This is a genomic window from Actinomarinicola tropica, from assembly GCF_009650215.1.
GTDB classification, from domain to species: domain Bacteria; phylum Actinomycetota; class Acidimicrobiia; order Acidimicrobiales; family SKKL01; genus Actinomarinicola; species Actinomarinicola tropica.
Genome location: NZ_CP045851.1, coordinates 1387113 through 1402492, shown reverse-complemented (window position 1 = coordinate 1402492; position 15380 = coordinate 1387113). Strand labels below are relative to the sequence as shown.

Sequence of the window (15380 nt, the reverse complement as noted above, 5' to 3'; positions counted from 1 at the left end):
CGTGGTCGCGGCGCTCAGAGGACGATGCGGGCCAGGTAGTAGGTGGCCGGCAGCGCGAAGAGCAGCCCGTCGAAGCGGTCGAGCAGCCCACCGTGGCCCGGGAGGATGCTACCCATGTCCTTGACGCCGAGGTCCCGCTTGAGCAGCGACTCGCAGAGGTCGCCTGCCGGGGCGGCGACGGCGAGCACGAGGCCGAGCAGGAGGGCGTCGCCCATGGCGTCGAACGGGGCGATCTGGCCGGTGACGATGACCGTGGCCAGCAGCGCCGCCGCCATGCCGCCGATCGTGCCCTCGACCGTCTTGTTGGGGCTGGCGACCGACAGCGGCGCCCGCCCCATCGATCGGCCGATGAAGAGCCCGGCGACGTCGTAGGCGACCGTGCCGATGACGGCCGCGAGCAGCAGCCCCGTGCCGTCCGGCGCACGCAGCAGGAGCGCGGCGAAGGACCCGAAGACCCCGACGTACGCGACCGTGAGCACGGTGACGCCGATGTTCGGCACCGCGTGCTCGCCGCCGATGTCGAGCAGGTACCAGAGCAGCGCCACCACCATCGTGAGGACCAGTCCGAGCACCAGACCCGACTCACCCCGCCAGTAGGCGGCGAGCGGCAGGGCCGCGGCGGCGGCCAGACCGACCAGCGTGGGCGGGTTGTACCCGACCCGACGGAGGGTGGCGAACATCTCCGCCGACGCCAGCACGAGCACGACGACGACGAGCGCCATCACGAACTTCGCGCCGAGGGTCAGCAGCACGCCGGCGAGCACGACGAGGCCGACGCCGACCGCGACCGCCTGGCCCATGTCGCGCCCGGCGCGGGGTGCGGCGACGCGCTCCTCGGCGTAGGGATCGGCCCCCCGGCCGTCGTGCGGCTCGGCAGGGTCGCGCGGCACCGAGTAGGTGGCGGGCTGCTCGAACTCGTCGTCGTCGAAGGTGATGAGGTCGTCGGGGTCCTCGTCGCTCGGGCCGACCGGCGGGAGGTCCTGGCCGAGCTCGGCGAGGTCGGAGTCGTCCCAGTCGCTCGCCTGGTCCCGCCAGCGGGGCTGCGCGGAGCTGACCGTCGACCACGCCTGGAGGTCGTCGTCGGTGTCGCCGAAGATCTTCGGCACGTCGCCCGTGGGCGGATCGGTCCAGTGCGGCAGCGCAGGGGCGCCGTCGGACGGTGGGGCCCCCTCGTCGGCGGGCGGCGCAGCAGCGGGCTCGCCGGTGTCACCACCGGACGGCGGGTCGTCGGGGCGCACGACGGGGACGCGGCCGAACTGGTTGGGATCGCTCTCGCTCTCGCTCTCGGCCTCGTCGGACGAGAGGACGCGGAAGCCCTCGTCCTGCGGTTCGTCGTCGGGCTGGCGGGGTCGATCGTCCACGGGGGGCCTCCTCGGGCGACGGGGTCTCGGGGGCGCGGGGCGCCCGTCAGACCTCGAGCAGCTCGGCTTCCTTCTGCTCCAGGGCCTGGTCGATCTCGGCCTCGTGCGCGTGCGTGCGCTTGTCGAGGTCCTTCTCTGCCCGCTGCAGGTCGTCGGCTGACATGTCGCCGTCCTTCTCCGCCTTCTCCAGCTCCTTGCGGGCATCGCGCCGAGCGTTGCGGATCGCGACCTTGCCGTCCTCGGCCATCTGCCGGACGATCTTCACGAGGTCACGGCGACGCTCCTCGGTGAGCGGCGGGAACACCAGCCGGACCGAGTGGCCGTCGTTGCTGGGGTTCATGCCCAGGTCGGAGTGCTGGATGGCCTTCTCGATGGCGCCGAGGTTGCCCTTGTCGAACGGCGTGATGAGCAGCTGGCGAGCCTCGGGGACGGTGAAGCTGGCGAGCTGCTGCAGCGGCAGCTCCTCGCCGTAGGCCTCGACGGGCAGCCGCTCGACCAGCGCGGGGGTGGCCCGGCCGGTGCGGATGGTGGCGAACTCCTGGCGCGCGTGCTGCACGGCCTTCCCCATCCGGTCGTCGACGTCGTCGAGCACCAGCTCGATGATCTCTGCGGTCACGATGGCATCACGTGACCAGGGTACCGATCGGCTCGCCGGCGAGGATGGACCGGAGGTTCCCCTCGTCGAGCAGGTCGAAGTAGACGATCGGCATTTGGTTCTCCATGCACAGGGTGATGGCGGTGGAGTCCATCGCCTGGAGGCCCTGCTGGATGAAGTCGAGGTAGCCGATGCGGTCGAGGCGCTCGGCGGTCGGGTCGACACGTGGATCGGCGGTGTAGATGCCGTCGGTGCCCGAGTGGGTGCCCTTCAGCAGGACCCCGGCGCCGATCTCGACGGCGCGCAGCGCGGCTGGGGTGTCGGTGGTGAAGAACGGGTTGCCGGTGCCGCCGGCGAAGATCACGACGCGGCCCTTCTCGAGGTGCCGCACGGCCCGTCGGCGGATGTACGGCTCGGCCACCTGCGACATGTGGATCGCCGACTGGACGCGGGTGGGCTGGCCCAGTTGCTCGAGGACGTCCTGGAGCGCGAGGGCGTTCATGACCGTGGCGAGCATGCCCATGTAGTCGGCCTGGGCGCGGTCCATGCCCGCCCCGGCGCCGGTCATGCCCCTCCAGATGTTGCCGCCGCCGACCACCACCGCGATGTCGACGTCGAACTCCTGCTTGACGTCGACGAGGATCTGGGCGATCCGCTTCACCGTGGCGCCGTCGATGCCGAACTCGGACTCGCCGGCGAAGGCCTCGCCCGAGATCTTCAGGACGACGCGGTCCCACCGCGGGGTGCGACGCCCCTCGGGCGCCGGCCGGTCGGCGGTGTCCGAGGGGCTCACCGTCATCCGCCGATGACGACCTGGTCGAACCGGACGATCGACGAGCCGCCGAGCAGCTGGGTGATCGTCTGCTTCTCGTCGCGGACGAAGTTCTGCTCGAGCAGGACCCGCTCCTTGAACCACCCGGTGAGGCGGCCCTCGACGATCTTCTCGAGGGCGGCCTCGGGCTTGCCCTCGGCGCGGGTGATGTCGGTGAGCGCGGAGCGCTCGGCCTCGACCTCGTCGCTCGGGACGTCGTCGCGGGTGAGGTACGACGGCTTGGTGAAGGCGATGTGCACGGCGACGTCGTGGGCCAGCTCCTGGCCGCCACCGTCGAGCTCGACGAGGACGGCGTTGACGCCGCGGCCGTCCTGGACGTGCAGGTAGGAGTCCACGGCGTGGCCCTCGGGCACGTCCCAGCGGACGACCTTGCCGACCTCGATGTTCTCCTTCTTCGTGATCTTGAGCTGATCGACCTCGTCGGCCAGCTCCGACACCGCGCCCTCGCCGCGGGCCACGACGGCCTCGGCCAGGCGGGTCGTCAGCGACACGAAGTCCTCGGCCTTGGCGGAGAAGTCGGTCTCGCTCTTCAGCTCGACCAGAGCGACGGCGTCGCCCTCGCGGGCGACGGCGACCGCGCCCTGCTCGTTCTCGCGGTCGGTGCGGGTGGCGGCCTTGGCGAGGCCCTTCTCACGCAGCCACTTGGCCGCGGCGTCGAAGTCGCCGTCGTTCTCGGTGAGCGCCTTCTTGGCGTCCATCATCCCGGCGCCGGTCGCCTGGCGGAGCGACTGGACGTCCTTGGCGGTGAAGCTCGACATGCGGGTCACGACTCCTGGGTGGTCTCGGCCGCGTCGGCGGCGGGGGCCTCGGTCTGGGTCTCGGCAGCGGGCTCGGCGGCCTCGGGCTGGGCCTCGGCGGTGACGCTCTTCGCCGCGGCGATGCGCGCCTCGCGCTCGGCCGCGGCGAGGGCCGCCTGGCGGCGGGCCTCCGCCTGCTGGGCGGCGATCTCGTCCTCCTCGCGCAGGCTGCGCTGGGGACCGGCGTCGGCGCCGGCGGTGCGGGAGCGGATGAAGCGGCCCTCGTCGACGGCGTCGGAGATCACGCGGCACATGAGGTCGCCGGAGCGGATCGCGTCGTCGTTGCCGGGGATGACGTACTGGATGATGTCGGGGTCGCAGTTCGTGTCGACCACGGCGATGATCGGGATGCCGAGCTTGTTGGCCTCGGTCACCGCGATGTGCTCCTTCTTCGTGTCGAGCACGAAGACGGCGTCGGGCAGCTTCTCCATGTTGCGGATGCCGCCGAGGTTGCGCTCGAGCTTCTCGAGCTCGCGGGAGATGAGGAGGGCTTCCTTCTTCGGCATCGCCTCGAACTCACCGGAGTCCCGCATGCGCTGGTACTCCTTCATCTTGGCGACGCGCTTGGCCATCGTCTCGAAGTTGGTGAGCATGCCGCCGAGCCACCGCTCGTTGATGTAGGGCATGCCGCACTTCTCGGCGTAGGACTGCACCGGCCCCTGGGCCTGCTTCTTCGTGCCGACGAAGAGCACGGTGCCGCCGTCGGCGACGAGGTCGCGGACGAAGGTGTAGGCCGTCTCGATCCGACCGAGCGTCTGCTGCAGGTCGATGATGTAGATGCCGTTGCGCTCACCGAAGATGAAGCGCTTCATCTTCGGGTTCCAGCGCCGGGTCTGGTGGCCGAAGTGGACCCCGGCCTCGAGCAGCTGCTTCATGGTGACGACGGCAGCCATCACGTCTCCTTCCATCGGTTCGACGTCGCCGCACCAGCGCCCGTGGGGCGACCGTGGTCGGTGCGGCTGAGTGGTGTGTTCCGGCGCGGCGGCAGATGCCGTCGCGCGACCCGGGACCGGGCCGACGGAGGAGTGTAGCGGTGCCGCGCCACCCCCACGTCAGCGGCTCACCACCCCCCGTCGAGGACGAGATCGCCGGCGAGGTCGCCCAGGGGCTCCGGCACGACCGACATCTGGGTCAGTCCGGCGACCAGGTCGGAGATCATCAGCGTGAGGGTCGTCGTGACCTCGGTGACGAAGGTGTCGGTGACGAAGTCGCCGAACGACTCGCACGTCGGCGACATCCCGGCGCGAGCCAGCGCGATCTCCCGCGCCGTGCTGGCGTGGCCCGGCAGCTGCTCGTGCGCCGTCAGGCCGTCGATCGGCAGGGTCACGTGGGTCGCCCCCGGTGCTCGCGTCCGCGCCGCGAGCACGACCGGGTCGCCCCGAGCGGCCAGCGCCAGGTAGGTCGGACCGTCCGGTGGGCCGTCGGCGAGCGCGTCGAGCACGACGTCGGAGTCCCGGGCCAGGTCGGCGACGTTGGTCGAGGTGTCGGGGTCGAGCGGGCGCCCCGACATGCGCTCGGCCACCTGGAGGAGCAGCGCCCCCTCCCCCGTCTCGGACGCCGCGACCGCCATCGCCGCGAGGTCCGAGCCGTGGTGCGGCGTGCCCATCGTGGCGACCAGGCCGAGCGAGGCGATCACGTCCGTGCCCCCCGGGCGACCTGCGAGCTCCTGCAGCGCGAGGTGGGCGACCACGCCGCCCTGGGAGTGGGCGAAGAGGTCGATCTCGACCCCCGGGGCCGAGGCCTCGAGCTCCTCGAGGAGGTCGGCGAGCAGCTCGGCGCGCCGCCGGAGGTCGGTGGTCGAGGCGTCGGTGCCGTACTCGGTGACCGGGACGGCGCGCAGGTCCTCGGCCACCGGGGCGGCGCTCGCCCCGAACGCGTCCGGGGTGCGGCCGCCCTCGTAGCTGAAGCCGAGCACGTCCTCGGGGGCGTAGCCGAGCCGGTCGACCGGAACGTCGCCGATCCGGGCCGAGGAGGAGGTCGAGCTGAGCCCGCCCACGAGCAACGCGACGCGACGCCCGGTGGGCGGGGGTGGCTCGACGTCCCCCGGTGTGCAGTCGGTGCGGTGGACGACCCACGCGATCGTCCGTTCGCCGATGCGCAGCAGCGTGCCGACCGGTCCGGTCTCGTCGAGGATGCGCAGGAGCGGCGGGACCCGACCCTGGAGGACGGGGAGGGCGAGCTCGAACACCAGCACGGCCATGAGCGGGCTCCCGAGCGCCGCCACGGCGAACGGCGCCAGCTCCCAGGCCAGGCGGAGCAGGTCGGGGGCGACCTCCCGCAGCGCCCCGGCCACGTCGCTCGCGGCACCCCAGATCGCGCCGCCGATGTCGCCGAGCCCCCACCCTCCCCCCTCGGCGAAGGTCAGCGCGGCCAGGGCCATGACCTCCCGTGCCGCCTGCTCCCACAGCTGGCTCCCGAACGGGTTCTCGGGGACCAGCTGCACGCTCGTCACCTCGACGCCGAACAGGAGCGCCGGATCGACGTACCGGCCGCTCTCCCGGACGCTGACGTGCAGCGGACCGCCGGTGGTGCCGACGACCTCGCCCCGCTCGACGACGTCGCCGCGACGCACCTGCACGTCGGCGAGGAAGGAGTAGCTCGTCAACCGGCCGTCCGGGTGGCCGACGGTGACGTGGCGCGCCCCGGCCACCTCGCCGGCGAAGGTGACGACACCCGGCGCCGCAGCGCCGACGTCGACACCGGCCGGTGTGTCGTACTCCAGGCCCCGGTTGCCCGGCCCGTAGGGCGACGCCGGCTCCCGGAAGGGGTCGAGGACCGGCGCGTCGACCGGGTGGACGTAGCCGACGGGTCCGTCGGTGTCGGCCCCCGCGGGGAGCACGGGGAGCGCGACGGCGACGAGCGCCAGGACGACGACGAGGACGAAGGGGCGGTCGACGGCGCGACGCATGGCACCACTCCCGGAGTCAGGGGCTCTCGAGGGGGAAGGTGCGGGGCGTCAGGCGCCCGATGTGTCGGCCGGCGAGCCGGCCAGAGGTCAGGCCAGCTCGCGCTGGGCCGCGGAGATGCGCGACCGCAGCTGGAGCACCGCCTTGGTGTGGATCTGGCAGATCCGGCTCTCGGTGACCGAGAGGACCTGGCCGATCTCCGCGAGGGTCAGGCCCTCGTAGTAGTAGAGCGTGAGGACGATCTTCTCCCGCTCGGGCATGCGGTTGATCGCGTCGGCGAGGAGGTGGCGCATCTCCTCGACCTCGTAGACGTCGACCGGACCGGCCCCCTGGTCGGCGATCGTGTCGCCGAGCGTGAAGGTCTCACGTTCGCCTGCGGCACCGAGCGAGAGGGTCTCGTCCAGGGCCGCGAGCCCCACGAAGGAGATCTGCCCGAGGGTGATCTGGAGCTGCTCCTCGGTGAGGTCGAGCTCGGCCGACAGCTCGGCGTCGGTCGGTGTGCGGTGCAGGACCGACTCGAGCTTCGTGTAGGCGTTCTCCACGGCGCGCGCCTTGGCCCGCACCGAGCGCGGCACCCAGTCGATCGAGCGGAGCTCGTCGAGGATGGCGCCCTTGATGCGGGAGATCGCGTACGTCTCGAACTTGAAGCCCCGCTCGGGCTCGAACTTCTCGATGGCGTCGATCAGCCCGAACACCCCGTAGCTCACCAGGTCGCTCTGCTCGACGTTCTGCGGGAGGCCGACGGCCATGCGACCGGCGACGAACTTCACCAGCGGTGAGTAGTGCAGGATCAGGCGGTCGCGTGCGGTGCGGTCCAACGACGTCTTGAAGTCGGCCCACAGCTGATCGATGTCGACGTCCGAGGTGTCCACCATGGCCCCTAAGCCCGAGGGTGCGTCGCCCCGTGCACCTGCTGGAGGCGCTCGGTGCTCACGTGCGTGTAGATCTGTGTGGTTCCCACGTCGGCATGTCCGAGCAACTCTTGAACGGACCGCAGGTCGGCACCCCCGTCGAGCAGGTGCGTGGCGAAGGTGTGGCGCAGCGCGTGGGGGTGCGTGGGTGCCGCCGCACGGCGGTCGAGCAGGCGCCGGACGTCGCGCGGGGTGAGCGGGTTGCCCCGCCGGTTGAGGAACACCTCGTCGGTGGCCGTGCCCCCGGGGGTCCGCAGGTGCTCCCGCCCGTCGGTGGTCCAGGCCCGGACGGCGTCGACCGTCGGAGGGCTGAGCGGGAGGCGGCGCTGCTTGGCGCCCTTGCCCCACACCCGCACCTGTCGCGCCGGCAGGTCGAGGTCGTCGAGCCGCAGGCCGCAGAGCTCGGCGACCCGCAGGCCCGAGCCGTAGAGGAGCTCGACGACGGCGTCGTCGCGCCGGCGGAGGGCCGCCGGCACCGGACCCTGGTCGCTCGACGGCGGCGACGGATCGAGGAGCGCGACGAGCTCGTCGTCGCGCAGCACCCGGGGCAGGCGTCCCGTGCCGCTCGGCGCCGACAGGCCGACCGCGGGGTCGGTGGTCACCAGGCCCCGGCGACGGGCCCAGTCGAAGTACCGACGCAGCGACGACGCCTTGCGGGCGATGGTGCGTCGGGCGTAGCGACGGGTGGAGAGGTGCGCGAGGTACCGGCGCAGGAGGCGACGCGAGACGCCGTCGGGGGCGTCGATCGAGGACCGGCCGGCCCACTCGGTGAACGCCGTGAGGTCGGCGAGGTAGGCCCGGCGCGTCGCCTCGGCGACGCCGGTGAGGCTGCGTTCGAACTCGTCGAGCGACCAGGGCACCCGCCCACCGTAGCCCTGGGCCCTCCTCGTGCCTCCTGGGTGCGTCTCGTCCGGTATGCGTCACGAGACCTCCTCCACCGCGCTGCCGTGGCGGACGACGCGGCCCGCGAGCTCGAGGCGGGCGAGGCGCAGCGAGAGCTCTCCCAGGTCGATGCCGGCCCGCACGGCGAGTCGGTCGAGCGGCACCGGCTCGCCGCCGAGGTGGGCCAGGAGGTCGGCATCGCCGGGCTCGAGGACGGCCGCCACCGGCGGCGATGCTCGGCGAGGGCCTGGGTCCGTCGCCGACCGCGGTGCCGGGCGGGACGGCGGATCGGCCACCACCGGCACGTCGAGCGGGAGGCGGTCGCAGGAGGACAGGTCGAGGGCGGTGAGGACGTCGGCGGCGGAGAGCGCGGGCGTGGCCCCCTCGACCAGCAACCGGTTGGTGCCCTGGCAGGACCCGACGCGGACCGATCCGGGCACGGCCATCACCGCGACGTCACGGCGCTGCGCCTCTTCGACCGTGTGCAGCGCACCGCCGCGCTCGTGGGACTCCACCACGACGAGGACGTCGCTGAGGGCGGCGATCAGCCGGTTGCGGGCCGGGAACCGCCAGCGGGTCGGCGCCCCACCGAGCGGCACCTCGCCGAGCAGCAGGCCGCGCTCCCCCACCTCACGCCACAGGTCGGCGTGGCGACGGGGGTAGACGACGTCGAGGCCGGTGCCCACCACGCCGACCACGGGTCCCCCCGGCCGGCCGTCGTCGCCGCTGCCGGCGTGGAGCGCCCCGCGGTGGGCGGCGCCGTCGATCCCGAGCGCCAGCCCGGAGACGACCCGCACGCCCGCCCGAGCCAGGTCCCGGCCGAGCTCGGTCGCGGTCTGGCGACCGCCGGCGGTCGCGCGGCGGGTGCCGACGATACCGACACGGGGCCCGTCGAGGGCCCGGAGGTCGCCCCGAGCGAAGAGGACCACGGGCGGTTCGAGGTCGTCGGCGAGGGCTGGAGGGAACCGGTCACCGCCGTGGACCAGGATCTCGACGCCCGCCTCTCGGTGGGTGCGCGCGACCTCCTCGGAGTCGACGCCCCGGGCCGCGGCGGCCCAGCGGCGCGCCAGCTCGCCGGCGTCGTTCCCCATCGCCTCGGCGACGTGGGGGTGCGACCGGGCTTCGCCGGCCGCGACCCGTGCCCAGCCCTCGGTGAACCCCCAGGCGTCGACCACCGCCCGGAGCCGACGTGGCCCCATCAGCGGGAGCGACGCGAGTGCCGCCGCGGCGCCCTGGACCGTCGCGTCACGCTCCACGAGGCACCTCCGCCGGCACCTCGTAGGGCGCCCTGACCGCGCGCAGCTCCAGGGCGGTCGCGACGTGCTCCACCTCGATCGGCCCGGGGTGGCCACGGACGTCGGCGATGGTGCGGGCCACCCGCCGCACCCGGTGCAGCCCCCGACCGGTGAGGCGCCCGGCGCGCAGCGACCGCTCGAGCAGCGTCGCGGCGGCGGTCGTGAGCGGCGCCAGCTCGTCGAGGCGCGCGCCCGGGATGTCGGCGTTGCAGCGCACGCCGCGCTCGACGGCCAGGGCCCTCGCCGCCGCCACACGTGGCGCGACGGCCGCGGTCGACTCGCCCGCGTCGCCGCCCATCAGCTCGTCGATGGCCGGCGGTGCGACCTCGATCCGCAGGTCGAAGCGGTCGAGGATGGGTCCGGACACCCGGCGGTGGTAGCGGAGGCGCGCGGCGTCGCTGCACGCGCAGTCGCCGGGCACGCTGCCGAGGCCGCAGGGGCAGGGGTTCATCGCGGCGACGAGGAGGACCCGCGCCGGGAAGGTGACGGTGCCCGCAGCCCGGCTGACGCGGATGACGCCCTCCTCGAGCGGCTGTCGCAGCGAGTCGAGCACCACGGACTGGAACTCCCCCAGCTCGTCGAGGAACAGCACGCCGTGGTGGGCGAGGGAGATCTCGCCCGGACGCATCTGGGCGGACCCGCCGCCGGTGAGGGCGACCGGCGAGGCGCCGTGGTGGGGTGCCCGGAACGGTGGGCGTTCGACGAGACCGTCGGGCAGCGCGACCCCGGCGGCGGAGTGGATGGTGGTGGCCTCCAGCGACGCGTCGCGGTCGAGTGCGGGGAGCAGTCCCGGGAGCCGGCGGGCGAGCATCGTCTTGCCCGCCCCCGGCGGGCCGGTCATCAGCAGGTGGTGTCCCCCGGCGGCGGACAGCTCCACCGCCAGGCGGGCGAAGGGCTGACCCCTCACGTCCGCGAGGTCGGGTTCGGTGGCGGTGTCGGCGGGTGGCCGCGCCGGGGGCGGGTCGGGCCACGGCGCGTCGCCGCGCAGCGCGTCGACGAGCTCGGCGAGGCACGACACCGGGCGGACGTCGTGGCGGCCGATGAGCCCCGCCTCGTGGCTGGACGCCCGCGGCACGACGGCGACAGGCCCGTCGAGCGCCGCCACGAGCGGCACCGTGCCCACCACCGGGCGGACGGTGCCGTCGAGCCCGAGCTCGCCGAGGAAGGCCACGCCCTCGACGCGCCCGGCGGGCAGCTGCTCCTCGGCCACGAGCACCGCCACCGCGATCGCGAGGTCGAGCTGGGAGCCCGCCTTGCGCAACCCGGAGGGGGCGAGGTTGACCGTGACCCGGCGGGTGGGCCACGGGAAGCCGCTGGAGATGACCGCGGCGCGGACCCGGTCGCGGGCCTCGCGGCACGATGCGTCGGGCAGCCCGACGATGGTGAAGCTCGGCAGCCCGTTCGAGACGTGGACCTCGACCCGGACGGGGCGGCCACGCACGCCGAGCAGCGTGGCCGATGGGACGGTGGCGGTCACCGGACCCTCCTGGACGCGTGGGCGTTGGAGGGGGAAGTGCCCGCACCCTACACCGCGTGCAGGATGCAGCGAAAGGGGCTGTTACAGCACCTCGCGCACGTAGCGGGCGACAGCCTCGATCTCGTCGGGGTCGAGCGACTGGGAGAACGACGGCATGGCGCCGCGCCCCTCGGCGATGACGTCGATCATCGTGTCGATCTCCGGGTGCAGCTCCTCGGCGCGGCCGTCGGAGAGCTTCACGCCGGACCCGCCGCCGCCGTCGGCGCCGTGGCAGCGTGCGCAGCTGTCGGCCCAGACCTCACGCCCCTGCTCGAGCGCGGCGTCGGCGCCGGCCGGGACCTCCGGCGGGTCGTCCTGCGCGCAGGCGCCGACGAGCAGCGGCAGCACGACGAAGGGGACGCCGACGAGCCAGCGGGAGCGGAGGTGCCGGAGACGCATGGCAGGCAACATACTGGCCGCATGGGCATGAACCCGTTCCGGCCGCGCCGGGGCTCGCGCACCGCCGACATCGCCTTCGTGGTGGCCGGCCTCGTCGTCAGCGCGCTGCTGGTGGCGTGGGCCTTCCTCGGGTGATCGACCCGAGCGCCGGGCGTCCCGGCGACGAGGACGGCGTCGAGGTGCGACGCATCCAGCCGTACCAGGCGACCAAGACCTACCTGTGCCCGGGGTGCAACCAGGACATCCCGCGCGGCACCGGTCACGTCGTCGCCGTCCCGCAGGAGGCGCCCGACCTCCGCCGGCACTGGCACCACGGGTGCTGGGCGCACCGCCACCGCCGTCGACCCGGCCGCTGAACCCGGCCGCCCCGGCGGCGGACCCACCCCTACACTCCCCGGCGATGGAGATCGTCCTCGTCCGCCACGCCGAGCCCGAGTGGGCGAAGGACGGCCTGGCCATCGACAACCCACCCCTCACCGACCGGGGCCGGGAGCAGGCCCGCCGGCTCGCCGACCGGCTGTCCCACGAGGCCTTCGACCAGGTGTTCGTGTCGCCGATGGTGCGGGCCCAGCAGACCGCCGAACCCATCCTCGAGGTGCTCGGCGTCGACGCGCCCACCGAGCCGTGGCTCGAGGAGCTGCGCATGCCGGACTGGACGGGCACGCCGTCGGCCGAGGTCGACGAGCTCTTCCGGCAGGCGCCCTACCGCCCGATCGAGGAGCACTGGGCCGGCATAACCGGGGGCGAGAGCTTCAAGGACTTCCACGTGCGGGTCACCGAGGGCGTCGAGGCGACGCTCGCGCCGCTGGGGGTGACGCCGTACCGGGACGAGGGTCCGCTGTGGGAGATCGACGACGAGAGCCGCAGGGCGCTGTTCGTCGCCCACGCCGGCACCAACGCCACGATCATCGGCCACCTCCTCGGCATCGACCCGGTGCCGTGGGAGTGGGAGCGGTTCGTGATGTTCCACGCCTCGTTCTCGGTGCTGCGGCCCCACCCCATCGGGGGCGGGTGGACGTTCAGCCTCTTCCGCCTGGGCGACACCGAGCACCTGCCCGACGGCATGCGCACCCGCTGAGGACGCTCAGAACGCGGCTTCGATGACCTCGAGCCGCCCGGCGAGCACCGCGGCCACGTCGAAGCGGACCTCGGCCGGACGCCACGTCGAGGCGTGGAGCCAGCGCGCCGCGAGACGGCGCAGGCGCAGCTGCTTGGCCGGGGTGACCGCTTCCGCCGGCACGCCGTAGGCGTCGGATCGCCGCGTCTTGACCTCGCAGAACACGGCGGTGCGGCCGTGCCGGAGGACGAGGTCGATCTCGCCGTCGCGGCAGCGCCAGTTGCGATCGAGGACCTCGTAGCCGTGCTCGGCGTACCACGCCGCGGCGCGGGCCTCGCCGTGGGCGCCGAGCGCCTGGCGGCCGCGGGTCATCGGAGCGGAGGGGGCGGGAGTCGGGTCGTCATGCGACGACCGTACGGAGGAGCTGTGACACTCCCCCGGCGCGTGGCTCAGGCCTCGCGCTTCTCCTTGATCTTCGCGGCCTTCCCGACGCGGTCGCGCAGGTAGTAGAGCTTGGCCCGGCGCACGTCGCCACGGGTGTGGACCTCGATCTTGGCGATGATCGGCGAGTGGACGGGGAAGGTCCGCTCGACGCCCACGCCGAAGCTCACCTTGCGCACGGTGAAGGTCTCCTGCAGGCCACCGCCCTGGCGGCGGATGACCGCCCCCTGGAAGACCTGGATGCGCTCGCGGTTGCCCTCGACGACGCGCACGTGGACCTTCAGCGTGTCGCCCGGAGCGAAGTCGGGGATGTCGTCGCGAAGGCTGCTCTGGTCGACGAGATCGGTGGGTTGCATGGCAAGCGCTCCTGCGCGGTCAGGCGGTGGGGAGCGGCACCTGGCGGCTCCACCCTGTGTACGGCGGACTCTGAAGGATAGAGGATCGCCGGCAGGACGCCAAAGCCGCCGGTCAGACGCCGGACGCCGACGGCCCCAGGCCGTGCTCGTCGAGCAGTGCCTGCTCCTCGTCGGTGAGCCCTCCACGGGCCGCGATCAGGTCGGGGCGCAGCCGCAGCGTCCGGTCGAGGGACCGGGCCCGCCGCCAGCGGGCGACCCGGCCGTGGTCGCCCGAGCGCAGCACCTCGGGAACGGCCCAGCCCCGGAACTCGGCGGGGCGCGTGTACTGCGGGTACTCGAGGAGCCCGTCGGAGAACGACTCCTCGGTGCCCGACGTGGCGTTGCCCATCACGCCGGGGACGAGGCGACCGACCGCCTCGAGGATCACGAGCGCGGCGACCTCCCCGCCTGCGAGCACGTAGTCGCCGATCGAGACCTCCTCGTCGACGAGGTGCTCGCGGATGCGCTGGTCGACGTCCTCGTAGCGACCGCACAGCACGGAGAAGCCCTCGCCCCCGGCGAGGTCACGCGCCATCGCCTGGTCGAACCGCCGTCCGCCGGGGCCCATGAGGAGCAGCGGTCGCGGCGGGTCGACGGCCTCGACCGCAGCGAAGACCGGCTCGGGCATCAGGACCATGCCCGCGCCACCGCCGAACGGGGCGTCGTCGACGGTGCGGTGCGCGTCGGTGGCCTGGCTGCGCAGGTCGTGGACCCGCACGTCGAGCAGACCCCGCTCCTGCGCCCGCCCGAGGAGGCTGGCCCCGGCGAACCCCTCGACCATCGGCGGGAAGATCGTGAACACGTCGATCCGCACGGCACGCTCCTCAGCCGAGGTCGAACAGGCCCTCGGGCGGGTCGATCGTGACCCGCCCGGGCGAGCGTCCGGTGACGAACACGAGCGGCACGAGGGCGCCGGTGTCGAGCACCAGCAGGTCGCTCGCGGGGTTCGACTGCACCGACTCGACGACGCCACGCTCGGTGCCGTCCGCCTCGACCACCGTGGAGCCGATGAGCTGGTGGACCCAGAGGACGTCGGGATCGTCGATCGGATCGGCGAGGAGGGTGCGGCCCCTCAGCGCGTCGGCGGCGTCGCGGCCCTCGACCCCCTCGAACTGGACGATCCACCCGTTCTGGTGCGGGCGCGACGACGCGACGACCATGGGGTGGTCGTCGCGGTCGTGCAGGACGGCGCCGGCGGCGACGCGCTCGGGGCGGTCGGTCGTCAGCACGACGATGACCTCGCCGCGCAGGCCGTGGGCCTTGGTGATGCGCCCGACCTCGAGCCGGTCGGTCATCGGGGCGTCGTCAGTCGACGAACTCGACGTCGACGTCGACGCCGTCACGCACGGCGGCGGCACGCACGACGGTGCGGATGGCGTTGGCGACGCGGCCGCGACGGCCGATCACCCGGCCCATGTCGCCGTCGGCGACGTGCACGTTGAGCTGCAGGCGGGACCGGGAGTCGTCGGCCTCGACCCGGACGCCGTCGGGGTCGTCCACCACGTTGCGGACGAGGTACTCGAGCACGGCGGTCGCGGTGGGCGCGTCCTGGCTCGACTCCTCGACGGGGATGATCTCGCCGCCCTCGTCAGCGGGCTGATCGAGGTCGGTCACGACTCGGCGCCGCTCTCGGCGGTCGGGGCGTCGGCGGCGGGCGCCGGCTCCTGGCCGGTGGTGTACCAGTCCCAGGCGCCGGAGGTCTTCAGGAGCTTCTGCACCGTCTCGGTCGGCTGGGCACCGTTGCGGAGCCACTTCACGGCCTTCTCGTTGTCGATCTTGATGACCGACGGGTCACGGCGGGGCTCGTAGGTGCCGACGATCTCGATGAAGCGCCCGTCGCGGGGCGAGCGGGCATCGGCGGCGACGACGCGGTAGGTCGGCTGCTTCTTCTTGCCCATCCGCATCAGGCGGAGCTTGACGGCCACGTTGTTCTTCCTTCGTCGTGTGCTGCGAGGGGTGTCGCGAGGTGGTCTCGCCCCGCGGGGCTGCGAGG

Annotated in this window: 19 protein-coding genes; 2 read left to right on the top strand and 17 right to left on the bottom strand. The window is 73.4% G+C overall.

What is annotated here, in order from left to right; all coding sequences use genetic code 11:
* Nucleotides 1–14 precede the first annotated feature (14 nt).
* The 11 genes from GH723_RS06940 to GH723_RS06890 form a co-directional block, all read right to left on the bottom strand.
* Nucleotides 15–1361, bottom strand: coding sequence for a phosphatidate cytidylyltransferase (locus GH723_RS06940; RefSeq protein WP_153758973.1), 1347 nt, complete (start codon nucleotides 1359–1361; stop codon nucleotides 15–17).
* Between the two features lie 46 nt (nucleotides 1362–1407).
* Entirely contained in the window at nucleotides 1408–1962 is a 555-nt protein-coding gene (gene frr / locus GH723_RS06935) for a ribosome recycling factor (protein WP_195210632.1), read from the bottom strand.
* Between the two features lie 22 nt (nucleotides 1963–1984).
* Nucleotides 1985–2755 carry a UMP kinase gene (gene pyrH / locus GH723_RS06930; RefSeq protein WP_153758972.1) on the bottom strand — a complete coding sequence of 257 codons (771 nt, stop codon included), beginning with the start codon at nucleotides 2753–2755 and terminating at the stop codon, nucleotides 1985–1987.
* Nucleotides 2752–3546: a translation elongation factor Ts gene (tsf, locus tag GH723_RS06925; protein ID WP_153758971.1), complete on the bottom strand. Its 795-nt coding sequence runs from the start codon at nucleotides 3544–3546 to the stop codon at nucleotides 2752–2754. Before tsf ends, pyrH begins: the two co-directional genes overlap by 4 nt.
* Nucleotides 3547–3551: 5 nt before the next feature.
* The gene (rpsB, locus tag GH723_RS06920) at nucleotides 3552–4478 is read right to left on the bottom strand and encodes a 30S ribosomal protein S2 (RefSeq protein WP_153758970.1); all 927 of its coding nucleotides are present in this window, start codon (nucleotides 4476–4478) and stop codon (nucleotides 3552–3554) included.
* A 167-nt stretch (nucleotides 4479–4645) separates the two neighbouring features.
* Entirely contained in the window at nucleotides 4646–6493 is a 1848-nt protein-coding gene (locus GH723_RS06915; protein ID WP_153758969.1) for a M23 family metallopeptidase, read from the bottom strand.
* Nucleotides 6494–6580: 87 nt separating this feature from the next.
* The gene (whiG, locus tag GH723_RS06910; protein ID WP_153758968.1) at nucleotides 6581–7366 is read right to left on the bottom strand and encodes an RNA polymerase sigma factor WhiG; all 786 of its coding nucleotides are present in this window, start codon (nucleotides 7364–7366) and stop codon (nucleotides 6581–6583) included.
* A gap of 5 nt (nucleotides 7367–7371) precedes the next feature.
* Entirely contained in the window at nucleotides 7372–8262 is an 891-nt protein-coding gene (locus tag GH723_RS19030; protein WP_153758967.1) for a tyrosine-type recombinase/integrase, read from the bottom strand.
* A gap of 60 nt (nucleotides 8263–8322) precedes the next feature.
* Entirely contained in the window at nucleotides 8323–9540 is a 1218-nt protein-coding gene (locus GH723_RS06900; RefSeq protein WP_153758966.1) for a DNA-processing protein DprA, read from the bottom strand.
* A complete protein-coding gene (locus GH723_RS06895) occupies nucleotides 9530–11056 on the bottom strand; it encodes a YifB family Mg chelatase-like AAA ATPase (protein WP_153758965.1) in 1527 nt (508 codons plus the stop codon). Before GH723_RS06895 ends, GH723_RS06900 begins: the two co-directional genes overlap by 11 nt.
* Before the next feature lie 81 nt (nucleotides 11057–11137).
* Nucleotides 11138–11494: a c-type cytochrome gene (locus GH723_RS06890; protein WP_195210578.1), complete on the bottom strand. Its 357-nt coding sequence runs from the start codon at nucleotides 11492–11494 to the stop codon at nucleotides 11138–11140.
* Nucleotides 11495–11625: 131 nt separating this feature from the next.
* Here GH723_RS06890 and GH723_RS06885 point away from each other — a divergent pair, with 131 nt between their 5' ends.
* A complete protein-coding gene (locus GH723_RS06885; RefSeq protein ID WP_153758963.1) occupies nucleotides 11626–11850 on the top strand; it encodes a hypothetical protein in 225 nt (74 codons plus the stop codon).
* A gap of 44 nt (nucleotides 11851–11894) precedes the next feature.
* Nucleotides 11895–12572 carry a histidine phosphatase family protein gene (locus GH723_RS06880; protein ID WP_153758962.1) on the top strand — a complete coding sequence of 226 codons (678 nt, stop codon included), beginning with the start codon at nucleotides 11895–11897 and terminating at the stop codon, nucleotides 12570–12572.
* Nucleotides 12573–12578: 6 nt separating this feature from the next.
* Here the strand turns inward: GH723_RS06880 and GH723_RS06875 are convergent, their stop codons facing one another.
* The 6 genes from GH723_RS06875 to rpsP form a co-directional block, all read right to left on the bottom strand.
* Nucleotides 12579–12923: a YraN family protein gene (locus GH723_RS06875; RefSeq protein WP_153758961.1), complete on the bottom strand. Its 345-nt coding sequence runs from the start codon at nucleotides 12921–12923 to the stop codon at nucleotides 12579–12581.
* Between the two features lie 77 nt (nucleotides 12924–13000).
* The gene (rplS, locus tag GH723_RS06870; RefSeq protein WP_153758960.1) at nucleotides 13001–13348 is read right to left on the bottom strand and encodes a 50S ribosomal protein L19; all 348 of its coding nucleotides are present in this window, start codon (nucleotides 13346–13348) and stop codon (nucleotides 13001–13003) included.
* A gap of 112 nt (nucleotides 13349–13460) precedes the next feature.
* Nucleotides 13461–14201, bottom strand: a complete 741-nt coding sequence (trmD, locus tag GH723_RS06865; protein ID WP_153758959.1) for a tRNA (guanosine(37)-N1)-methyltransferase TrmD — start codon at nucleotides 14199–14201, stop codon at nucleotides 13461–13463.
* Nucleotides 14202–14211: 10 nt separating this feature from the next.
* Nucleotides 14212–14682 carry a ribosome maturation factor RimM gene (rimM, locus tag GH723_RS06860; RefSeq protein ID WP_153758958.1) on the bottom strand — a complete coding sequence of 157 codons (471 nt, stop codon included), beginning with the start codon at nucleotides 14680–14682 and terminating at the stop codon, nucleotides 14212–14214.
* Between the two features lie 10 nt (nucleotides 14683–14692).
* The gene (locus GH723_RS06855) at nucleotides 14693–15001 is read right to left on the bottom strand and encodes a KH domain-containing protein (RefSeq protein WP_229023143.1); all 309 of its coding nucleotides are present in this window, start codon (nucleotides 14999–15001) and stop codon (nucleotides 14693–14695) included.
* A complete protein-coding gene (gene rpsP / locus GH723_RS06850) occupies nucleotides 14998–15312 on the bottom strand; it encodes a 30S ribosomal protein S16 (protein ID WP_153758957.1) in 315 nt (104 codons plus the stop codon). Before rpsP ends, GH723_RS06855 begins: the two co-directional genes overlap by 4 nt.
* Nucleotides 15313–15380: the final 68 nt, after the last annotated feature.

Bases quoted from the DNA above. Each gene is read 5' to 3' on its own strand.
- pyrH (WP_153758972.1), bottom strand. From the start codon at position 2,755: ATGACGGTGAGCCCCTCGGACACCGCCGACCGGCCGGCGCCCGAGGGG.
- tsf (WP_153758971.1), bottom strand. From the start codon at position 3,546: ATGTCGAGCTTCACCGCCAAGGACGTCCAGTCGCTCCGCCAGGCGACC.
- rpsB (WP_153758970.1), bottom strand. From the start codon at position 4,478: ATGGCTGCCGTCGTCACCATGAAGCAGCTGCTCGAGGCCGGGGTCCAC.
- GH723_RS06915 (WP_153758969.1), bottom strand. From the start codon at position 6,493: ATGCGTCGCGCCGTCGACCGCCCCTTCGTCCTCGTCGTCGTCCTGGCG.
- whiG (WP_153758968.1), bottom strand. From the start codon at position 7,366: ATGGTGGACACCTCGGACGTCGACATCGATCAGCTGTGGGCCGACTTC.
- GH723_RS06890 (WP_195210578.1), bottom strand. From the start codon at position 11,494: ATGCGTCTCCGGCACCTCCGCTCCCGCTGGCTCGTCGGCGTCCCCTTC.
- GH723_RS06880 (WP_153758962.1), top strand. From the start codon at position 11,895: ATGGAGATCGTCCTCGTCCGCCACGCCGAGCCCGAGTGGGCGAAGGAC.
- GH723_RS06875 (WP_153758961.1), bottom strand. From the start codon at position 12,923: ATGACCCGCGGCCGCCAGGCGCTCGGCGCCCACGGCGAGGCCCGCGCC.
- rplS (WP_153758960.1), bottom strand. From the start codon at position 13,348: ATGCAACCCACCGATCTCGTCGACCAGAGCAGCCTTCGCGACGACATC.
- rimM (WP_153758958.1), bottom strand. From the start codon at position 14,682: ATGACCGACCGGCTCGAGGTCGGGCGCATCACCAAGGCCCACGGCCTG.